Genomic DNA, 16936 nt, shown 5'->3' with positions numbered 1-16936 from the left:
TCGGCGCGCTGGCACATGATTCACTCGCTTCGCTCGCTCATGCCTGCACCTCGCTGACGCTCGGCTCCGGCATGCGCTCGGCGCGCTGGCACATGATTCACTCGCTTCGCTCGCTCATGCGTCGCCGAACATCTCCGCCATGCGCCGGTCCATCTCCTCGGGCGAGATGTCCTCCACGTGGGTGGCCACCGTCCAGCGGTGTCCCCACGGGTCTTCGAACGCACCGCTGCGGTCGCCGTAGAACTGGGTGGTCATCGGGGTGAGTTCCTTGGCTCCGCCGGCGAGTGCGGCCGCGAAGGCCGCGTCGGCGTCCTCGACGTAGACGTAGATGTTGACGGGTGTGCCGCCGACCGTCTTGGGATCGAGGAAGTCCATGTCCGGCGCCGGATCGCCGAGCATGACGACCGAATCGCCGAGCATGAGCTCACAGTGCGCGATCTTGCCGTCGGGGCGCGGCATGCGCATCCGCTCCGTCGCGCCGAACACCTGCTTGTAGAAATCGATCGCGGCCGCTGCGCCGTCGACCGCCAGGCCCGGCGACACCCTCGGATATCCGTCGGGGATGGGCTTCACATCGGACATGAGAGACCTCCGGTCGAGGCGTTTTGTCGGACAGGGCGAGCCTATTCCCGATAAGCCCCCGGAATCGTCCGATCGGCCGGATGATCTTGTGTCACGGCCCGGCGACGCCGCGCAATCTCGCCACCTGATCGGCCGTAAGATCGGTCAGCGCCGCGGGCTCGACGGATTCCGGCGCGGTAATGGTGACCTGCGCCAACACCGGACCGACCTGAACGATCGAGACGAGCGAGACCAGCGTGAAACCGGCGCTTGCGGTACGCAGTTGGAACGCCGTCGACGCGTCGCCGACGGGCGGTTGGTCCAGCGCGCCGAGCCGGTATTCGATCGCCGTTCCGTCGGCGTCGTTACCGGAATATTCGGTGCATTCGCGCAATGTCTGCTGTACCGCGGAAAAGGCCGCCGGCATTTTCTCCGGCGAATAACTCGCGGCATCGATATCGATGCTGGAGAAGTTCGGGCCGTTGTAGGCGACGGTATTCCAGGTCAGCGGTTCGGTGCCTTGTTCGGCCAGCGGCAGCAGCACGCGCGCGCATTGGGCGGGCCGCGTTTCGGCGATCGGCCCGGCCTGCTCCGGCTGCCCGGGACCGCGGGGATCGAGCACCGGCGTCAGGCCGGGCAGATCGGCGGGACCGAGCAGGCGTCGCGCCAGTTCCGCAGGATCGGTTGTCGGCGAACCGTTCACCGGCGCGGCCGCCACGGCGGGACCGAGCGGCGGCAATGCGGGAAGGCGCGGCTGCTCGTCTTCGGCGCCGCAGCCCGCGACGACGGTCACGCCCGCCACCGCTGACAACAGCGCGCGCCTCACTCCGCCCACGAGACCTGCGTGGTGATGGTTTGCTGCAACATGCTCGCGCTGCGCGGGTCGCGGTATGCCTGATGTCCGCCGACCGTGATGGACCCGGCGACCGGCAGCGGCAGGCCGAGGTCGACGGTGATGGTCCCGGTGCCCTGCATCACGTAGTCCTCGATGTCGAGGGTGCCCGCATTGTTCGGCAGCGACCACTGCGTGGATTTCGGCGTCTGCGTCACGTTCAGCTGGATGGTGAGCCGGTCGCCGTCGCGCTCGGTCAGCGTCGCGGTGGTGACCTGGTCGAGCGTCACGCCGCCGGTCACCTCCTGGTGCACGGTCCACACCGCGCCCTCGCCGACCGGTTCGTCGGGGAACATGATCGAGCGGTACACGGCCTGGTAGAAGGCCTGCTCCAACGCGGCGCGCGCGGCATTGGAGGTGTCCGGCGACGGCGCGAGCCGCAGCGCGGTGATGGCGCCGTCGTCGCTGAAGTCGAAGCCCGCGTGCGAGCCGTCGGCGGCGGTGAGCGCCTTGTTCAGCAGCGGGTCGGGGGTGGACACCGCGCCGATGACGAGGTCGACCCCCTCGGTGCTGGTCTCCGCGGTCATCGGAATGGTCAGCGCGGGCGTCGAGAAGTCGCGCCTCGGCTGATCGTTGATCTGCTGTTCGATGCGGTGATCGGTGCGCAGGGTCACCCGCTGGTCGGTCCCGACCACGAAATGCGGCCGCAGCACTTCGCGCGGCTCGGCGCCGGGCTCGACGAGCGTGGCGGCCGAGGCCGAGATAGGCACGGTCACTTCCTTGCCGATGCCGAGCGGCTCGGTGCCCTCGGTGGCAGCGGGCGCCTCGGCGTCGTCGCTGCACGCGACACCGAAGGCGGAAAGCCCCACCGCGAGCACGACGAGCAATGCGCTCGAGCGCGCGAACCGGGGCAGGTGAGAAGAAGACAACACCGTCACGAGCAACAGGGTACGACCGCTTCCTGAGTGTCAGCTGGGACATTCGCCGCGCGCGCCGCGGAGTGCGTTCGAACACGCCACGAGGAGGCGCGGCGCGGCGCGCGGGGCGCTCGAGAGATGATGATCGGCGTGAGTGACGACCGGCCGCCCGAGGACAACACCGCCGACCCGGCGACCAAGACGACCCCGCCGCTACGGCTGCGGGCCCTGCTGATCATCGCCGCGGTGCTGTTCTGCCTCGACCTGCTCACCAAGACGATCGCGGTCGCCACGCTGGAGCCGGGCGAGCCGGTGTACCTGGTGGGCGATTTCGCGCGCTTCACCCTGGTGCGCAATCCGGGCGCGGCCTTCTCCATGGCCACCGGCATGACCTGGCTGCTGACGCTGGTGGCGGCGGCCGTGGTGATCGGCGTCATCCGCATCGGCCGCACGCTGCGCTCGCCGTGGTGGGCGATCGGCCTCGGCCTGGTGTTGGGCGGCGCGCTCGGCAACCTGATCGACCGGCTGTTCCGCGCGCCGGGTCCGTTGCAGGGTCACGTCGTCGACTTCGTCGCGATCGGCTGGTGGCCGGTGTTCAACGTGGCCGACTCGGCGATCGTCTGCGGCGCGATCCTGCTCGTGGTGCTGACGGTCTTCGGTTTCGAACCCGACGGCACCAGGACCGGGCGCGGCGCGACGGACGAGGATCCGGCCGCCACGGCGCAGGCCGATCCGCCCGCCGAGAACGAACCGAAGAACGACGAGCCGAAGAAGGACACGCCCGGCGCCGGAGAGGAGAACGCGGCATGAGAGAGACCAGGACCATGCCGGTGCCCGACGGGCTCGACGGCATGCGGGTCGACGCCGGCCTCTCCCGGCTGCTCGGACTCTCGCGCACCGCGGTGGCTGCGCTCACCGCCGAGGGCTCGGTGCAACTGGACGGCGTCCCCGCGGGCAAGTCCGACCGGCTCGTCGCCGGCGCCTGGCTGGAGGTCGAATTCCCCGAGCCCAAGCGCGAACTCACCATCGAGGCCGAGCCGGTGGAGGGCATGAAGATCCTCTACGCCGACGACGACATCGTCGCGGTGGACAAGCCGGTCGGCGTCGCGGCGCACACCGGCGTGGGCTGGACCGGCCCGACCGTGGTCGGCGGGCTGGCCGCCGCCGGGTACCGCATCTCCACCTCCGGCGCGCACGAACGACAGGGCATCGTGCACCGGCTCGACGTCGGCACCTCCGGTGTGATGGTGGTCGCCCAGTCCGAGCACGCCTACACCGTGCTCAAGCGGGCGTTCAAGCAGCGCACCGTCGACAAGCGCTATCACGCGCTGGTGCAGGGACATCCGGATCCGAGCAGCGGCACCATCGACGCCCCCATCGGCCGCGCGAGGGGCAACGACTGGAAGTTCGCGGTCACCGCGGACGGACGGCCCAGCGTCACCCACTACGACACGGTCGAGGCGTTCCAGGCCGCCAGCCTGCTCGACATCCACCTGGAAACCGGCCGCACCCATCAGATTCGCGTGCACTTCTCGGCGATCCGGCACCCCTGCTGCGGCGACCTCACCTACGGCGCCGACCCGCGGCTCGCCGAACGCCTCGGCCTGGCGCGGCAGTGGCTGCACGCACGCTCGCTCGGCTTCGCCCATCCGGCCGATGGACGCTGGGTGGAGATCACCAGCGAGTACCCGGACGATCTGAAGAACGCGCTGGACGTCCTGCGCAATGCGTGATCGGTCCGAGTTCGATGCGGAACGTCGCGGGGGCGACGCCGCCGACTCCGGCGGCACCGGTCGTGGACGACGGGAGCGGATCGTGCGCGCGGCACTCGCCGGGGCATTGGCGGTCGCGGTCATCGCGTTCATGGCCGTGCTCGGTGCGCTGAAGCCGCCCCGGGACATCGGCATCGGCACCGACCGGCTCGGACCGGACCGCGCCGAGCCGGTCGCCGCTTACCTTGCCCGGGCGCGTGATTCGCTCTCCGGCGCCGACACCGAGCAGCACTGGGCGTTGGTGTCCTTCACCGAACCGATCACGCCACCGGCGATTCCCGCGCACAGCGGCGGGCTGCGCATCGGCCAGGTGCTGCACCACGTTTCGATACCGGGCGTGCAGACGCCAATCGTCGCGGTGCAGGTGCCCGCGGGCGACGCGGTCGCCGTGGCGTCCGCCGACGCGGCCGCCTGGCAGTTGCTGGACCAGCTGGAGTCGACCGGCCCGATCGGCGAGCGCTACCAGCGGGTCATGACGGTCTCCATCTCCCGTCTGCGCGCGGGCTGCGCCTGCACCGTCGGCCTGATCGTCCGCGGCACCCTGGCCGACCTTCGAAACCTGGCATCGGCCGACGGTATCCGCGCGGTCGAAGCCTTACCGGCCGACGCCGTCGCCGGCCACTTCGCGGTGACACCGCTGCTGCCGGAACACACCGACACGGTCGTGCCCGGCCTCGACGACGCGCCGGTCCCCGACAACTGACGAGCGCGGCGCGACCGTCAGTCGGGCAGGGTCACCACGCCGTCGAGATAGCGGCGGCAGCGGCCGAGCAGCAGGACGCGGTCGTCGACCAGCGCGCAGCGCAGGGACCCGCCGCGCCGGGACAGCTGACGGGCGAGCAGCTCGGTGCGACCGAGCTCGGCGGCCCACAGCGGAACCAGTTGGGCGTGCGCCGATCCGGTGACCGGATCCTCCGGCACGCCGATGCCGGGCGCGAAAACTCGTGAGACGAAATCGACCTCCGCGCCGGGGGCGGTGAGCACGGCCGCCCTCGGCAGCGGCGGGAAGGCGCTCAGCAGCGGACGGGCGCGGCGGACTTCGTCCTCCGAGGCCAGCACGACGACCTCGTCGGTGCCGGAGAAGGCGCGCACCGGCGCCACCCCGAGTGCCGCCACCAGCGCCGGGTCCGGCTCGACCTCGACGGACGCCACCGTCGGCAGGTCGAGCACGTACTCGTCGTCGTCGGTGCGATCCACGTGCAGCCAGCCGCTCCTGGTGAAGAAGCTCACCCGGTCGGCGCCGGGATGCATGTCCTCCAGGACCTGGGCCGCGGCGGCGAGGGTGGCGTGCCCGCACATGTCGACCTCCGCCGCGGGGGTGAACCAGCGCAGGTGGAACGCCGGATGATCGCCGGGCGGCCCGACCGCCTCCGGGGGTAACTGCGAGGTGTAGAAGGCGGTTTCGGCGAGGTTGTTCTCCTCGGCCAGGTTTTGCAGCAGCTCGTCCGGCAACCACGACGTCAGCGGCATCACGGCCGCCGGATTACCCGAGAACGGTGCGTCGGCGAACGCGTCGATCTGGTGCAGCAGTACCTCCATAGTCGGAGAAGTTACTCCAACTCCGAATGCCCGCTTCGCACAAGGCATCTCGGCGCGCTGCCGGGCAGGTCCACCGTCATGCGCTGCCGCCGGGCGAGGCGGGGATGAGCCTGCGCTGCTCGCCGTGCAGCGCGGCGCTGATCCACCAGATCGCCTCCACCAGCACGATGCCGACCGCGCCACAGACGAACGCCGCCGTGGTGAGCGCCGCGTTGGACGGATCGAGCTTGAAGAAATCGCGGGTGAACGGCACGGTGAACAGCACGACATAGGCCGCGACGGACGCACCGATCAACACCACCTTCCACCACACGTACGGGCGGGCAACGATGGCCAGCACCCACATAGCGATCATGATCAGCGTGATGAGTGCTGTGGTGCCCGCCTGCTCCTTCTGCGTCTCGGTGGCGTCCGGCCCCGCATAGGCGATCAAGTACGCCACGAAGGTCGCGATGCCGATCACCGCGCCGGACGGAATCGCCAAGCGCATGACGCGCGAGACGAAGCCGGTGCGGGCGCGTTCGTTGTTCGGGGCCAGCGACAGGATGAACGCCGGAATGCCGATGGTGAACCAGGCGGCGATGGTGACGTGGCGCGGCAGGAACGGGTAGCCGATCGGCTCGTAGTCGAAGATCTGCGAACCGATACCGGCCAGGCCGACCAGGAACGCCAGCAGCACCGAGTACACGGTCTTGGTGAGGAACAGATTCGAGACGCGCTCGATGTTGCCGATCACCCGGCGGCCCTCGCCGACGACGTAGGGCAGCGTCGCGAACTTGTTGTCCAGCAACACGATCTGCGCCACCGCGCGGGTCGCGGGACTGCCTGCGCCCATGGCCACGCCGATATCGGAATCCTTCAGCGCCAGCACGTCGTTCACGCCGTCGCCGGTCATCGCGACGGTGTGCCCGCGCGACTGGAGCGCGCCGACCATGGCGCGCTTCTGATCCGGACGGACCCGGCCGAAGGTCGTCTCGCGGTCGAGCACGTCGGCGAGCTGTCCGGCGTCCTCGGGCAATCGGCGCGCGTCGACGGCGTGGTCGCCGCCGGGCAGGTCGAGCGAGGAGGCCACCGCGCCGACCGAGACGGCGTTGTCGCCGGAGATCACCTTGATCGACACGTTCTGACTGGCGAAGTAGTCGAGCGTCTCGCGAGCGTCGGGGCGGATCTTCTGCTCCAGCACGACCAGCGCGGCGGGACGCACCGTGCCCGGCGCGTCCGGCGCGTCCACCGGGCGGTCGCTCTGCGCGAGCAACAGGACGCGCAGGCCGGAGGAGCCGAGTTCCTCGGCCGTGCGCGCGTCCTCGGAATCCGGATCGAGCAGCACGTCCGGCGCGCCGAGCAGCCAGTCGCCGTGCTCGCCGTAGGAGAACCCGCTCCATTTCTTGGCCGAGGAGAACGGCGCCACCGCGGTGTGCTGCCACTCGGGCCGGTCGGTCAGCTCTTCGGCGATGGCCTGCACGCTGGCATTGGGGCGCGGATCGTCGCCCGCCATCGCGGCCAGCGCCCGGCGCACCTCGCGGTCGTCGAAGCCGTCCAGGATCTTGATGTCCGACAACCGCATCCCGTTCTCGGTCAACGTGCCCGTCTTGTCCGCGCACACCACGTCGACGCGGGCCAGGCCCTCGATCGCGGGCAATTCCTGGACCAGGCACTGGCGGCGGCCGAGCCGCACCACGCCCACCGCGAACGCGATGGAGGTCATCAGCACCAGCCCCTCGGGCACCATCGGCACCAGCGCGGCCACCATGCCCGTCACCGCGGGCCGCCAGCTCTCGCCGCTGGAGAACAGCTGGTTGTAGATGCTCAGCAGACCGGCGGGGATGAGCAGGTAGGTGATGAACTTCAGGATCTTGTCGATGCCGGTGCGCAACTCGGAGTGCACCAGGGTGAACTTGCTCGCCTCCTCGGCCAGCTTCGCGGCGTAGGCGTCGCGGCCTACCTTCGTGGCCCGGTACGCGCCGGAGCCGGACACCACGTAGCTACCCGACATCACCTCCGCGCCGACGGCCTTGTCGATGGGATCGGCCTCGCCGGTCAGCAGCGATTCGTCGATCTCCAGCAGCGCGGACTCCTCGACGATGCCGTCCACCACGATCTGGTCGCCCGGACCGAGCTCGATGAGGTCGTCGAGCACCACATCCTTCGGCGCCACCTCCCGCGCGACACCGTCGCGGCGCACCGTCGGCTTGGCCTGGCTCACGATGGCCAGCTCATCCAGCGTCCGTTTGGCCCGGATCTCCTGGATGATGCCGACGGCGCTGTTGGCCACGATCAGTAGGCCGAACATGCCGTCGATGATCGAACCGGTCGAGAGCACCAGGACGAACAGCACACCGAGGATGGCGTTGATTCTGGTGAAGACGTTGGCGCGGACGATCTCGCGGACCGAACGGCTGGCCCGGTCCGGCACGTCGTTGGTGAGCCCGTCGCGGCGTCGCTGCTCGACCTCCGCCGTAGTGAGTCCGGTCGCGCCCGATGCCTGCACGGTAATCGACATGTTCGCCAGCCTAATGGCCGCCGCCGGAGGCAGTCCGTCCCCGGACCTGGCACGGCAGGTGGTCGCTCGCGCGGCCCTCCGCCCTGGACCGCGGCCGGAGCGACGGCGCAGGTTCGCCGATCATTCATCCCATGAACAGCGCCGCCCATTAGCCTGGCACGGGTGCGGCGAAACAGATCCATCCCCGGTGTTGCCTTCGGCACCAGTGCCTATCTGATCTGGGGGTTGTTTCCCGCGTTCTTCGGTCTGCTCGCCTTCGCCAGCGCGGTGGAAGTCCTCGCGCAGCGGATCCTCTGGACGCTGGCGGTGGTGCTCGTCGTGCTTCTGGTCACCGGACGCCTGCGCGAGATGGCGGGCATCGGCGCGCGCACCTGGCGGCTGGCCGCGCTGGCCTCGGCGGCGATCTCGATCAACTGGGGCGTCTATGTCTACGGCGTCACCTCGGGGCACGTGGTGGAGTGCGCGCTCGGGTACTTCATCAACCCGCTGGTGACCGTCGGCTTCGGTGTGGTCATCTTCCGCGAGCGGCTGCGGCCCGCGCAGTGGGCGGCGCTCGGACTCGGCGCGGCCGCGGTCGCGGTGCTCACCGTCGACTACGGAAGGCCGCCGGTGATCGCGCTCGCGCTGGCCTGCTCGTTCGCGCTGTACGGGCTGGTGAAGAAGGTCATCCCACTCGACGCGCTGCGCGGCATCGCCGCCGAGGGCATCGTCGCCGCGCCGTTCGCGCTCGCCTTCGTCGTCGTACTGCTCGCCACCGGTCGCAGCGCGTTCACTTCCGGCGCAGGGCACGCCGGGCTGCTGATGTCGACCGGCCCCGTCACGCTGGTGCCGCTGCTGCTGTTCGCCGTTGCGGCGCAGCGGGTTCCGCTGTCCACCATGGGTCTGCTGCAATACCTGACACCGGCACTGCAAATGGCGTGGGGCGTCGCCGTGGTGCACGAGCCGATGCCCGCGTCCCGCTGGGCCGGTTTCGCGCTCATCTGGGCGGCGCTGGCGATCTTCACCACCGACGTGCTGGTGCGCGCCCGGCGGGGGCGGCGGACCCGGACTCCGGTTACGCCCAGCGACGTAGCCGCTCCCTGAGCAGGTCTGCGCCGCTCGGTCTTGCGTCGCGAATCGGCGCGGGTCGCAGCTGCGTGTCCATACGTCGGCTCACCAGGTGCTTTCGTCGCATCGGCACAGCGAACAGCGCCGACAGTTGTCCGGATCGACAGGGGGTGGCGGCGGGACGGCTCCGGTACATTGGCCACGATCGACGCTGGACCAGAGGGGTTTCACGATGCTGGACGACGGGCAACTCGACAGGGCGGCCGGTGTGCTGCTCGGTACCGCGGCGGGCGACGCGCTCGGCGCCGGGTACGAATTCACCCGCCCGGGTCCGCAGCAGGAGATCGACATGATCGGTGGCGGGGCATTCGACTGGGCGCCCGGCGAATGGACCGACGACACCTCGATGGCGCTGGCAATCGCACTGGCCGCCGACGACGGCCCCGGACTCGAACTCGACGCGGTGGCAGCCGGATTCGTGCGGTGGTACGACTCCGATCCGCCGGATATCGGCGTGCAGACCGGCCGGGTGCTCTCCGCGCGACCGGCTTCCGCACTGGCCATGCAGCAGCAGGCCATGTCCCTTGACGGGCGGACGGGAGGAAACGGTTCGCTGATGCGCACCGCCCCGGTTGCGCTGGTCTATCTGGACGACGCCGCCGAGTGCGTGCGGATGGCGGGCGCGATCGGCCTGCTCACCCATCACGACCAGCAGGCCGTCGAGGCCTGCAAGATCTGGAGCTACGCCATCCGGCTCGCGGTGCTGGCCGGGAACTTCGACGGTGTGCGGGAGTACGTCGCGAGCACCGACAGCGCCGACTACTGGAATATCCTGCTCGATCAGGCCGAAAACGGCGCGCCCGCCCACTTCCCGAACAACGGATGGGTCGTGCACGCGTTACAGACCGCATGGTGGGCCATCACGACCGCCGACGCGTCCGGCCCCGAGCACCTTCCGCTCGCCCTCGAACTCTGCGTGCGCGCGGGCGGTGACACCGATACCACCGCCGCCATCGCGGGCGGCCTGCTCGGCGCCCGCTGGGGCGCCTCCGCCGTCCCCGCCCGCTGGCGTGCCGTGCTGCACGGCTATCCCGGCCTCACCGGCGACGACCTGGTCGCCCTCGCCACACGCATCGCCGAAGCGAACACAACCGCCTGAGCTACGGCTCCGTCGCACGCATCCCGTGGGGGAATCCGTGCGGCCGGGCCGAGGGCGGCTCAGTACGCGGTGTTGATCGGGCCTGGGCTCCACAGACCCGAGTGGTCACGCCGGGTGATCACGGGCTCGGCGGGAACGGCGCTGTCGTCGATGCGCGTGAACACCTGGAGATCGCCCCAGTCGCGGTCCCAGTCCTCGTTCAAATACGTGGCCAATGTCCTTGCGCGCAACAGCATTCCTGTCCAGCCGAGCGGCCCGCCGCTGTCGTGGCTCTGCCACAGGTTGGTGACGGCGGCGCCGGGGCGGTCCGGCAGGACGCGATAGCCGGGAATCTCCGCGATGCCATCCTTGTGATCGAACGGGCGCTGGTTCGGGAATTGCAGGCTGACCATCCAGTCCACCAGTGCGGGCGCGGCGCCGACGACCTCGTTCAGCGTCTTGGTCTTCGGCACTCGCGGCGGCGTCAAAGCCAGCCACTGCTTCGGGTTGCGGTCCCGGTCGACCGCGACGACACGGATCACGTCGGCCTGCGCCGGGATCTCGGCGAACGGCACCCGCAGATTACGCCACGACGGCGCGGGGCCGATGTCGATCGGCGCGATCCGGCCCATCGGCTGCGCGGTGGACGCGGAATCGGTTGCGCCGTATTCGATCTGCACGGACTGACCGGGCGTCACGACACCGTCGGCGTCGACCGACCAGATCCGGCCCGCGGCGCTGAGCGCGATGATCCCGGCCCGGTCACGCGGGTTGGGCAGCCGGTACCAACCGGTGGTCAGCTCGGCGGGGCCCGCGTCGCCGGAGCGGTGACTGCCGAGCACCGGCACCCGGGCCGGATCGAGACCGAACGGCAGTGCGGCGGTGGCGGTTCCCGCCTTGTCCTCCGAGGAGGACTTGGTGCTCAGCGCGTCGGCGATGCTGCCGGTCGAGCTGCTGCCCTCGTCGTCCGGTCGCAGATCCTCGGCCACGCCGCCGGGCGTGAAGCCGGTCGCGCTGCCCGCGAACGTGCTCTGCGCGTCGCCGGTGAGCGGGGCGAGCATGCCCTCGTTCGGATCGGTCTCGACCAGGACGTGACCGGCCAACCCGTACGGTTTGCCCGTCACCGCTTCGATATTCGAGCGCGCCAGCGAGAACGACTCGCCCTGCGCCACCGCGGCCTTCGCGAAGGAGCCGATGTCCCACACCACGAGCAGCGCCAGCGCGATGGTCAACGGCGGCAGCAGCGACACCCGCCATCCGAAGCGCGAAACACGCTGCGGTGCACCAAGTCTCGGCGCGCGCACGTGCAACCAGGCGGCGACCGCCAGCAGCGCGAAGGCGACGAGACGGAACAGCTGGTTCAGCATCACCCCGGCGATCGTCGGCGGCTTGTCCCACCATGGCATGCCCCAGGAGGAGACGTACCACCAGCCGTTGGGCCCGGAGAACACCAGCGCCAGCAGGAACGCGACCACGGCGGCGAACAGCGCGCGGTTGCGCGGCGACCGCAGCACCGTTGGCCCGACCGCCATCGCGGTCAGCACCGCGACGCAACCGGCGAGACCGGCGTACACGCCGAAGTGGTGGGTCCACTTGGTGGGCGTGACCATGATCATCAACAGCGCCCCGACCGTGGTGCCGAGGATGCGCCGAGACGGTCCCGCGGCGGTGAGGGGGATGCGGCCGCCCTTGCGCAACAGCACGGCCACGCACACCAGGATGCCGATCAGCATCGCGAGGATGCCGATCCGGCGGCCGACCGAACCGTCGATCTCACCCTGGAACAGGTACTGGTAGCGCAGGTACTCCTGGAACCACGGCACGTCGGGACCGATGGCGTGGTGCACCCGCTGCATCTCGAACGCGGCGGTGAGCGGCTGGTCGGCGAACGCGATCGCCAGCACCACCACACCGGCCGCGCCGAGCGGAGCGAGCAGCGTCGCGTAGCCGAGCAGGCGGTGCCGCACGCTTCCCGCCGCGCCCACCTTGTCCATCACGATGTGCGCCACCGGGCGCAGGCCTGACAACAGCGCGGCGACGCAGATGAGGCCGGACGGACCCGCCGTCACGGTGAACGCCGCGATCAGAATCGCCACCGCCGCTGGCAGCAGCCGCCGGGTGGCGATCGCCCGCTCCACCGAACACCAGGTGAGCAGCAGACCGAGCGCGACCGGGGGTTCGGGGCGAAGACCGTTGTCGTACGGCAGCCACACCGCGAGGAAGCCGAGCGCACCGGTCCACAAGGCGATCTTGTTGTGCCGCACCCCGACACCGAGTCGCGGCACCACCTCACGGCTCAGCAACAACCACAGCAGCACACCCACCACGAGCGCGGGCAGGCGCACCCACGGGCTGGCGGTCGTCACCTCGGCCATGATCCGGATGAGGTCGTAATACGGTGTGCCGACAGGGTTTTCGGGCACCCCGAAGTAGGCGAAGTAGTTGGCCATGTAGCCCGCCGTGCCGGACGCGCGCGCCATGCCGAACTGATAGCCGTCGTCGGAGGTGGTGGCGCCGATGAAATGCCAGAGCACGAGCACGCCGAGCACCACACCGTCCAGCACCGAGAACGTCCACCAGCGTTGCGGCAGCAGGCGGCGGGTGCGCCTGCCGTCCTCACGGTCGATCCGGTAGAGGGCGACGAGGCCGGCGAGGGTGGCCAGCACCGCGAGCCAGATGGCGGCCCGCTTGACCGGAGTCGGGGTGGAGGAGAAGCGGGTATCCAGTTCCGCGGTGACCGTCGCGCCGTCGGCGGCGGCGAGATCGCTGTAGATCCCGACCACCTGCGGGCGGTAATCACCGGTCAGCGTCACGGGGAAGCCGGGGGCCTCGAATCCGGCCATGGTCGCCGTGGCCGTGGTGGTGTCGGCGTGCACGATGAGCTCGCAGCCGGGCGGCAGCTGATCGACCGGCGTGCTGAGCAGCGCTTGATTGCGCAGGATGACGTCGAGCCGGGCGGGCGCGTCGGCGGTGGGCGTGGTCACCCGGGCGAGAAAGCCGTAGCGCTCGCGGTCGGGCGCGCCGTTGGGCGCGGTGGCGGCGAGGGTGCCGCCCTTGACGGCCAGCTGCCCGATGGCCGCGCACGGCAGGGTCGCGTCGAAGGTCAGCGGCGCGTACGCGACCAGCGGCGCCTCCACGCTGCGCGCCGAACCCGCCTGCGGCCACGAGAGCGTCGCCGCGTCCACCCGCACCGGGAGGAGAGGCACCGCCACCGCGCACAGGGCACCGATCAGCGCCGCGATCAACGCGACGGGTCGCGCCCATCGTCCTCTCGTATTCCGTTGTGCCGTCCCGGGTCTGGAATCCTCGACGGACGGCTGCCCCGCCCACACCATCGTGTCAGCCACGACGCCAGATAGTAACGATCGAATCTGAGAACGAAACCCATTGGCCGCGCCCCGATAACGGGTTCACCTCGAAAAACCCGCCCGGCCTGGGGTTTCTCGCCTGCGGAGCGGCGCGCCGGGCGGTGCGACAACGGATTGTCGCGGCCCGGATACGGCCCGGGCCGCGACGGCGCGAATCAGGCGCAGGCGGCCGACTGCTGGCCGAGCGTGGTCAGCATCTGGCAAGCCCACGCCTTCTGAACCTTCCACTTGCCGTTCTCGGCGACGAACGGCACGTCGGCGAGGTTCTCCTGGCCGTTCAGCACGATCTTGGCCTTGGCGTTGATGGTGTCGCCGAAGGCGGTCACCTCGGTGACCTGGACAGTCGCGCCGGTCGACTTGTACGCCTCGGCCAGCCGGCCGGGCAGCTCGGGGTCGGCCTCGGCGCCCTGGATCATCTCCAGCTTCTCCGAGTTCGGCACCGACGGGTCGAGCGCCTTCTGCAGCTGCGCGTTCAACTGCTCCACGGTCGGGACCGCGGGCAGATTCGCCGAGGCGGTGGCCTTGGCGCTGGTCGTCGTCTTGGTCGTCTTGGCGGGTTCGCTCGAATCGTCGCCACCGCAGGCGGTCATGCCCAGGCTGGCGACGATGGCGAGGCCAGCGATCGCGATGCGTCCAGTCGTACGAAGCTTCAACTGCTCGTCCTTTGCGTTCGAGGAGGGTCCGTGTCGTAACCGCGGCAGCGTCCACCGAGCGCCGGCGGCACTGCCCGAGGCATCAGGCTACCGGTCAGTGCAGACTGCCGAGCGGGTCCGCCCGGGACAGACTGATGTCGTCGGCGCTGAAGGTACGCGCCGGGCCCGGCCCTGTCGAGCTGGTCTCGAAGCGCACGGTGACCACTCCGTGCCCCGCGCCCTGCACCCATCCGTGCCCGTAATCCGGATGCGACACATCCATTCCCGGAAACCAGAGGCGCGCCGACGGGCTCGGGTCGACAGTGGGCGCCGCGGGCGCGGCGGGCTCGCTCGATTCCCACTCGGTGTCGAGCGTGTCGTCCGCCGGGCTTCGGTCCAGCTCGGGGAACAGCGACTCCTGCCGCACCGTCGACAGCCCGCCGAAACCCACGCCGACCAAGCGGATCGGGCCGAGTTCGGCCGGATCGATCGCGGACCGCTGGGCGGCCGTGGTGAGCGTGGCCAGATCGGTGGTGGCGTAGGGCAGGGTGAACGAGCGCGTCACCACGCTCATATCCGACTTCTTGAGTTTGAGCACCACGGTGCGCGCGGCCCTGCCGTCCTTGCCGAGCCTGGCGTGCGCGGCCGCCGCCATGGTCTCGATCGCGGGCCGCAGCTGGGCCAGCGTGACGATGTCGGTCTCGTAGGTGTTCTCGGCGCTGATCTGCTTGGCCTCGGCGCGCTCGGCGACCGGACGGTCATCGATGCCGCGGGCCAGCCGGTGCAGCGCGGCGCCGACGCTGCCGCCGAGCAGCGAGACGGCCTCCGATTCGGGCAGCGCGGCGAACGCGCCGACGGTCTCGATGCCGACCGAACGCAGCCTGCCCTCGGCCACCGGCCCGATCCCCCACAGCTTGCGGACCGGGAGACCCGCGAGCAGGCTCTCCTGTTCACCCGGCGAGACGACGCGGATGCCGTCGGGTTTGGCCAGGCCGGAGGCGATCTTGGCGAGCTGTTTGCCGGTGCCTGCGCCGACCGAGGCGACCAGGCCGGTGCGTTCGCGCACCACGGCGCGCAGCTCGGCGCAGAATTCGTAGACCCGGTCCGCGTCGGCGCCCGCCAGTTCCTCCGGTTCGCCGAACGCCTCGTCGAACGAGAGCGTCTCCAGCACCGGGATGCGGCTGCGCAACGCCTCGAAGACCCGCCCGCTGACCACCCCGTAGACGGCGCCGCGCGGCGGCACCACCACGGCCGTCACCCCGACCAGGCGTTTCGCCTGGTGCATCGGCATCGCCGATCGCGCGCCGAACACCCTTGCCTCATAACTCGCGCCCGCGACCACGCCGCGTCCGCCGGTGCCGCCGACGAGCACCGGACGGCCGCGCAAGGTCGGACGGGTGAGCTGTTCGACCGAGGCGAAGAACGCGTCCATATCGATGTGCAGCACCCAACGCCGGGAGATGCGGCCGATCGCCGCCCGCTCCGTCGCTCGATCGGTCCGCACGACCCGGGAATCTACGCCACCCCACCGACAGGTCCGCCGCGGCGGCAACCGTGCGATGGCTCCCGGATTGCTGTAGATCTGCTGTGTATCCGTACCGCTCGGCACGCCCGGCGACCGTGCCGGTTCGGCGGCCGTGACCAGGGCCGATACCTCGTGCGCCAGCTATTTCCGACACGACGCCGAAGAGCGGGGATCGCGCCTTACCCGCCGGTTCGTATGTGATGATCGGACTCATGAAGATCCGCAAGGCAGTCATCCCGGCGGCCGGTATCGGCTCCCGGTTGCTCCCGCTGACCAAGGCCATCCCCAAGGAGATGCTGCCGGTCGGCGACAAGCCGGTCATCGAGCACACGGTCCGTGAGCTGGTTGCCTCGGGCATCACCGACATCACCATCGTGGTCAGCGGCGGAAAGTCGCTGATCCAGGACCACTTCCGGCCCAACCCGGCGCTGGTCGCGCAGTTGCGCGCGGACGGAAAGACCGCCTACGCCGACGCCGTCGCCGAGGTCGGGGAGCTGTCCCGCCTCGGCCACATCACCTACCTCGACCAGCACGGCCCCTACGGCAATGGCACCCCGGTTCTCAACGCCGCCCGCAACGCGGGGGACGAGCCCATGCTCGTGCTCTGGCCCGACGATGTGTTCGTCGCCGAGGTGCCGCGCGCCCAGCAGCTCATCGACGCCTACGAGGCCACCGCCGCGCCGGTGCTCGCGCTGATGCCGATGGACCCGGCCGAGTCCAAGCGCTACGGCGTTCCCGTCGTCGCCGACGACCAGGGCAACGGCCTGCTGCGCATCACCGGGCTCATGGAGAAGCCCAAGCCGGAGGACGCGCCGTCGGCTTACGCCGCCATCGGCGGATACGTGGTGACCCCTGGCATCATCGATGAACTGCGCCGCCAGACCGCCGCCTGGTACGAGCACCGGACCGGCGAGGTCTACCTGACCGACGCCATCAACGTGCACGCCTCGGACAATCCGGTGTTCGGTCAGGTGATCCGCGGCCGCTGGTACGACACCGGCAATCCGAGCGACTACCTCGTCGCGCAGTTCGCCTCGGCGCTGGCGCATCCGGAGTACGGTCCGCTGCTCCGCGGGCTGGCCACCGACCAGCTCGCCTGATCCAC

General features: G+C 70.3%; 14 protein-coding genes. 6 read left to right on the top strand and 8 right to left on the bottom strand.

Annotated elements, in window-relative coordinates; translation table 11 throughout:
* Positions 1–114 precede the first annotated feature (114 nt).
* The 3 genes from NX1_RS31660 to NX1_RS31650 all read right to left on the bottom strand — a co-directional run bounded on the left by NX1_RS31660 (position 115) and on the right by NX1_RS31650 (position 2325).
* Positions 115–582 carry a VOC family protein gene (locus tag NX1_RS31660; RefSeq protein ID WP_068067672.1) on the bottom strand — a complete coding sequence of 156 codons (468 nt, stop codon included), beginning with the start codon at positions 580–582 and terminating at the stop codon, positions 115–117.
* 91 nt (positions 583–673) lie between these two features.
* Positions 674–1396: a sensor domain-containing protein gene (locus NX1_RS31655; RefSeq protein WP_068067669.1), complete on the bottom strand. Its 723-nt coding sequence runs from the start codon at positions 1394–1396 to the stop codon at positions 674–676.
* Positions 1384–2325, bottom strand: coding sequence for a hypothetical protein (locus tag NX1_RS31650; RefSeq protein ID WP_084501903.1), 942 nt, complete (start codon positions 2323–2325; stop codon positions 1384–1386). Before NX1_RS31650 ends, NX1_RS31655 begins: the two co-directional genes overlap by 13 nt.
* A 123-nt stretch (positions 2326–2448) precedes the next feature.
* Between NX1_RS31650 and lspA the strand changes: the two genes are divergently transcribed.
* Genes lspA through NX1_RS31635 form a run of 3 tightly spaced genes read left to right on the top strand, consistent with a single transcriptional unit; the run spans position 2449 to position 4785 of the window.
* Positions 2449–3120, top strand: coding sequence for a signal peptidase II (gene lspA, locus NX1_RS31645; protein ID WP_084501902.1), 672 nt, complete (start codon positions 2449–2451; stop codon positions 3118–3120).
* Positions 3117–4043: an RluA family pseudouridine synthase gene (locus NX1_RS31640; protein ID WP_068067668.1), complete on the top strand. Its 927-nt coding sequence runs from the start codon at positions 3117–3119 to the stop codon at positions 4041–4043. The genes lspA and NX1_RS31640 overlap by 4 nt, the downstream gene beginning before the upstream one ends.
* A complete protein-coding gene (locus NX1_RS31635; protein WP_245668782.1) occupies positions 4036–4785 on the top strand; it encodes a hypothetical protein in 750 nt (249 codons plus the stop codon). The genes NX1_RS31640 and NX1_RS31635 overlap by 8 nt, the downstream gene beginning before the upstream one ends.
* Before the next feature lie 17 nt (positions 4786–4802).
* Here NX1_RS31635 and NX1_RS31630 read toward each other — a convergent pair whose 3' ends face one another.
* Positions 4803–5621, bottom strand: coding sequence for a PhzF family phenazine biosynthesis protein (locus NX1_RS31630; RefSeq protein ID WP_068067665.1), 819 nt, complete (start codon positions 5619–5621; stop codon positions 4803–4805).
* 76 nt (positions 5622–5697) lie between these two features.
* Positions 5698–8121, bottom strand: coding sequence for a cation-translocating P-type ATPase (locus NX1_RS31625; RefSeq protein ID WP_068067661.1), 2424 nt, complete (start codon positions 8119–8121; stop codon positions 5698–5700).
* A 162-nt stretch (positions 8122–8283) separates the two neighbouring features.
* Between NX1_RS31625 and rarD the strand changes: the two genes are divergently transcribed.
* Both rarD and NX1_RS31615 read left to right on the top strand, forming a co-directional pair.
* A complete protein-coding gene (gene rarD / locus NX1_RS31620) occupies positions 8284–9204 on the top strand; it encodes an EamA family transporter RarD (protein ID WP_084501901.1) in 921 nt (306 codons plus the stop codon).
* 196 nt (positions 9205–9400) lie between these two features.
* Positions 9401–10327: an ADP-ribosylglycohydrolase family protein gene (locus tag NX1_RS31615; protein ID WP_068067655.1), complete on the top strand. Its 927-nt coding sequence runs from the start codon at positions 9401–9403 to the stop codon at positions 10325–10327.
* A gap of 59 nt (positions 10328–10386) precedes the next feature.
* Here the strand turns inward: NX1_RS31615 and NX1_RS31610 are convergent, their stop codons facing one another.
* The 3 genes from NX1_RS31610 to NX1_RS31600 all read right to left on the bottom strand — a co-directional run bounded on the left by NX1_RS31610 (position 10387) and on the right by NX1_RS31600 (position 15738).
* Positions 10387–13653 (bottom strand): arabinosyltransferase domain-containing protein, encoded by a 3267-nt coding sequence (locus tag NX1_RS31610; RefSeq protein WP_245668780.1) that lies wholly within the window; start codon positions 13651–13653, stop codon positions 10387–10389.
* A 176-nt stretch (positions 13654–13829) separates the two neighbouring features.
* Positions 13830–14327 carry a WKL family lipoprotein gene (locus NX1_RS31605; RefSeq protein ID WP_068067648.1) on the bottom strand — a complete coding sequence of 166 codons (498 nt, stop codon included), beginning with the start codon at positions 14325–14327 and terminating at the stop codon, positions 13830–13832.
* 94 nt (positions 14328–14421) lie between these two features.
* The gene (locus NX1_RS31600) at positions 14422–15738 is read right to left on the bottom strand and encodes a DNA polymerase IV (RefSeq protein WP_245668786.1); all 1317 of its coding nucleotides are present in this window, start codon (positions 15736–15738) and stop codon (positions 14422–14424) included.
* Positions 15739–16043: 305 nt separating this feature from the next.
* Between NX1_RS31600 and NX1_RS31595 the strand changes: the two genes are divergently transcribed.
* Positions 16044–16931: a UTP--glucose-1-phosphate uridylyltransferase gene (locus NX1_RS31595; RefSeq protein ID WP_068067679.1), complete on the top strand. Its 888-nt coding sequence runs from the start codon at positions 16044–16046 to the stop codon at positions 16929–16931.
* Positions 16932–16936 lie beyond the last annotated feature (5 nt).

Origin of the sequence: Nocardia xishanensis NBRC 101358, from assembly GCF_001613365.1 — a bacterium.
Classification (GTDB): Bacteria; Actinomycetota; Actinomycetes; order Mycobacteriales; family Mycobacteriaceae; genus Nocardia; species Nocardia xishanensis.
The sequence above is the reverse complement of the archived record's forward strand: the minus strand, read 5'-3'. Positions and strand labels throughout refer to the sequence as shown.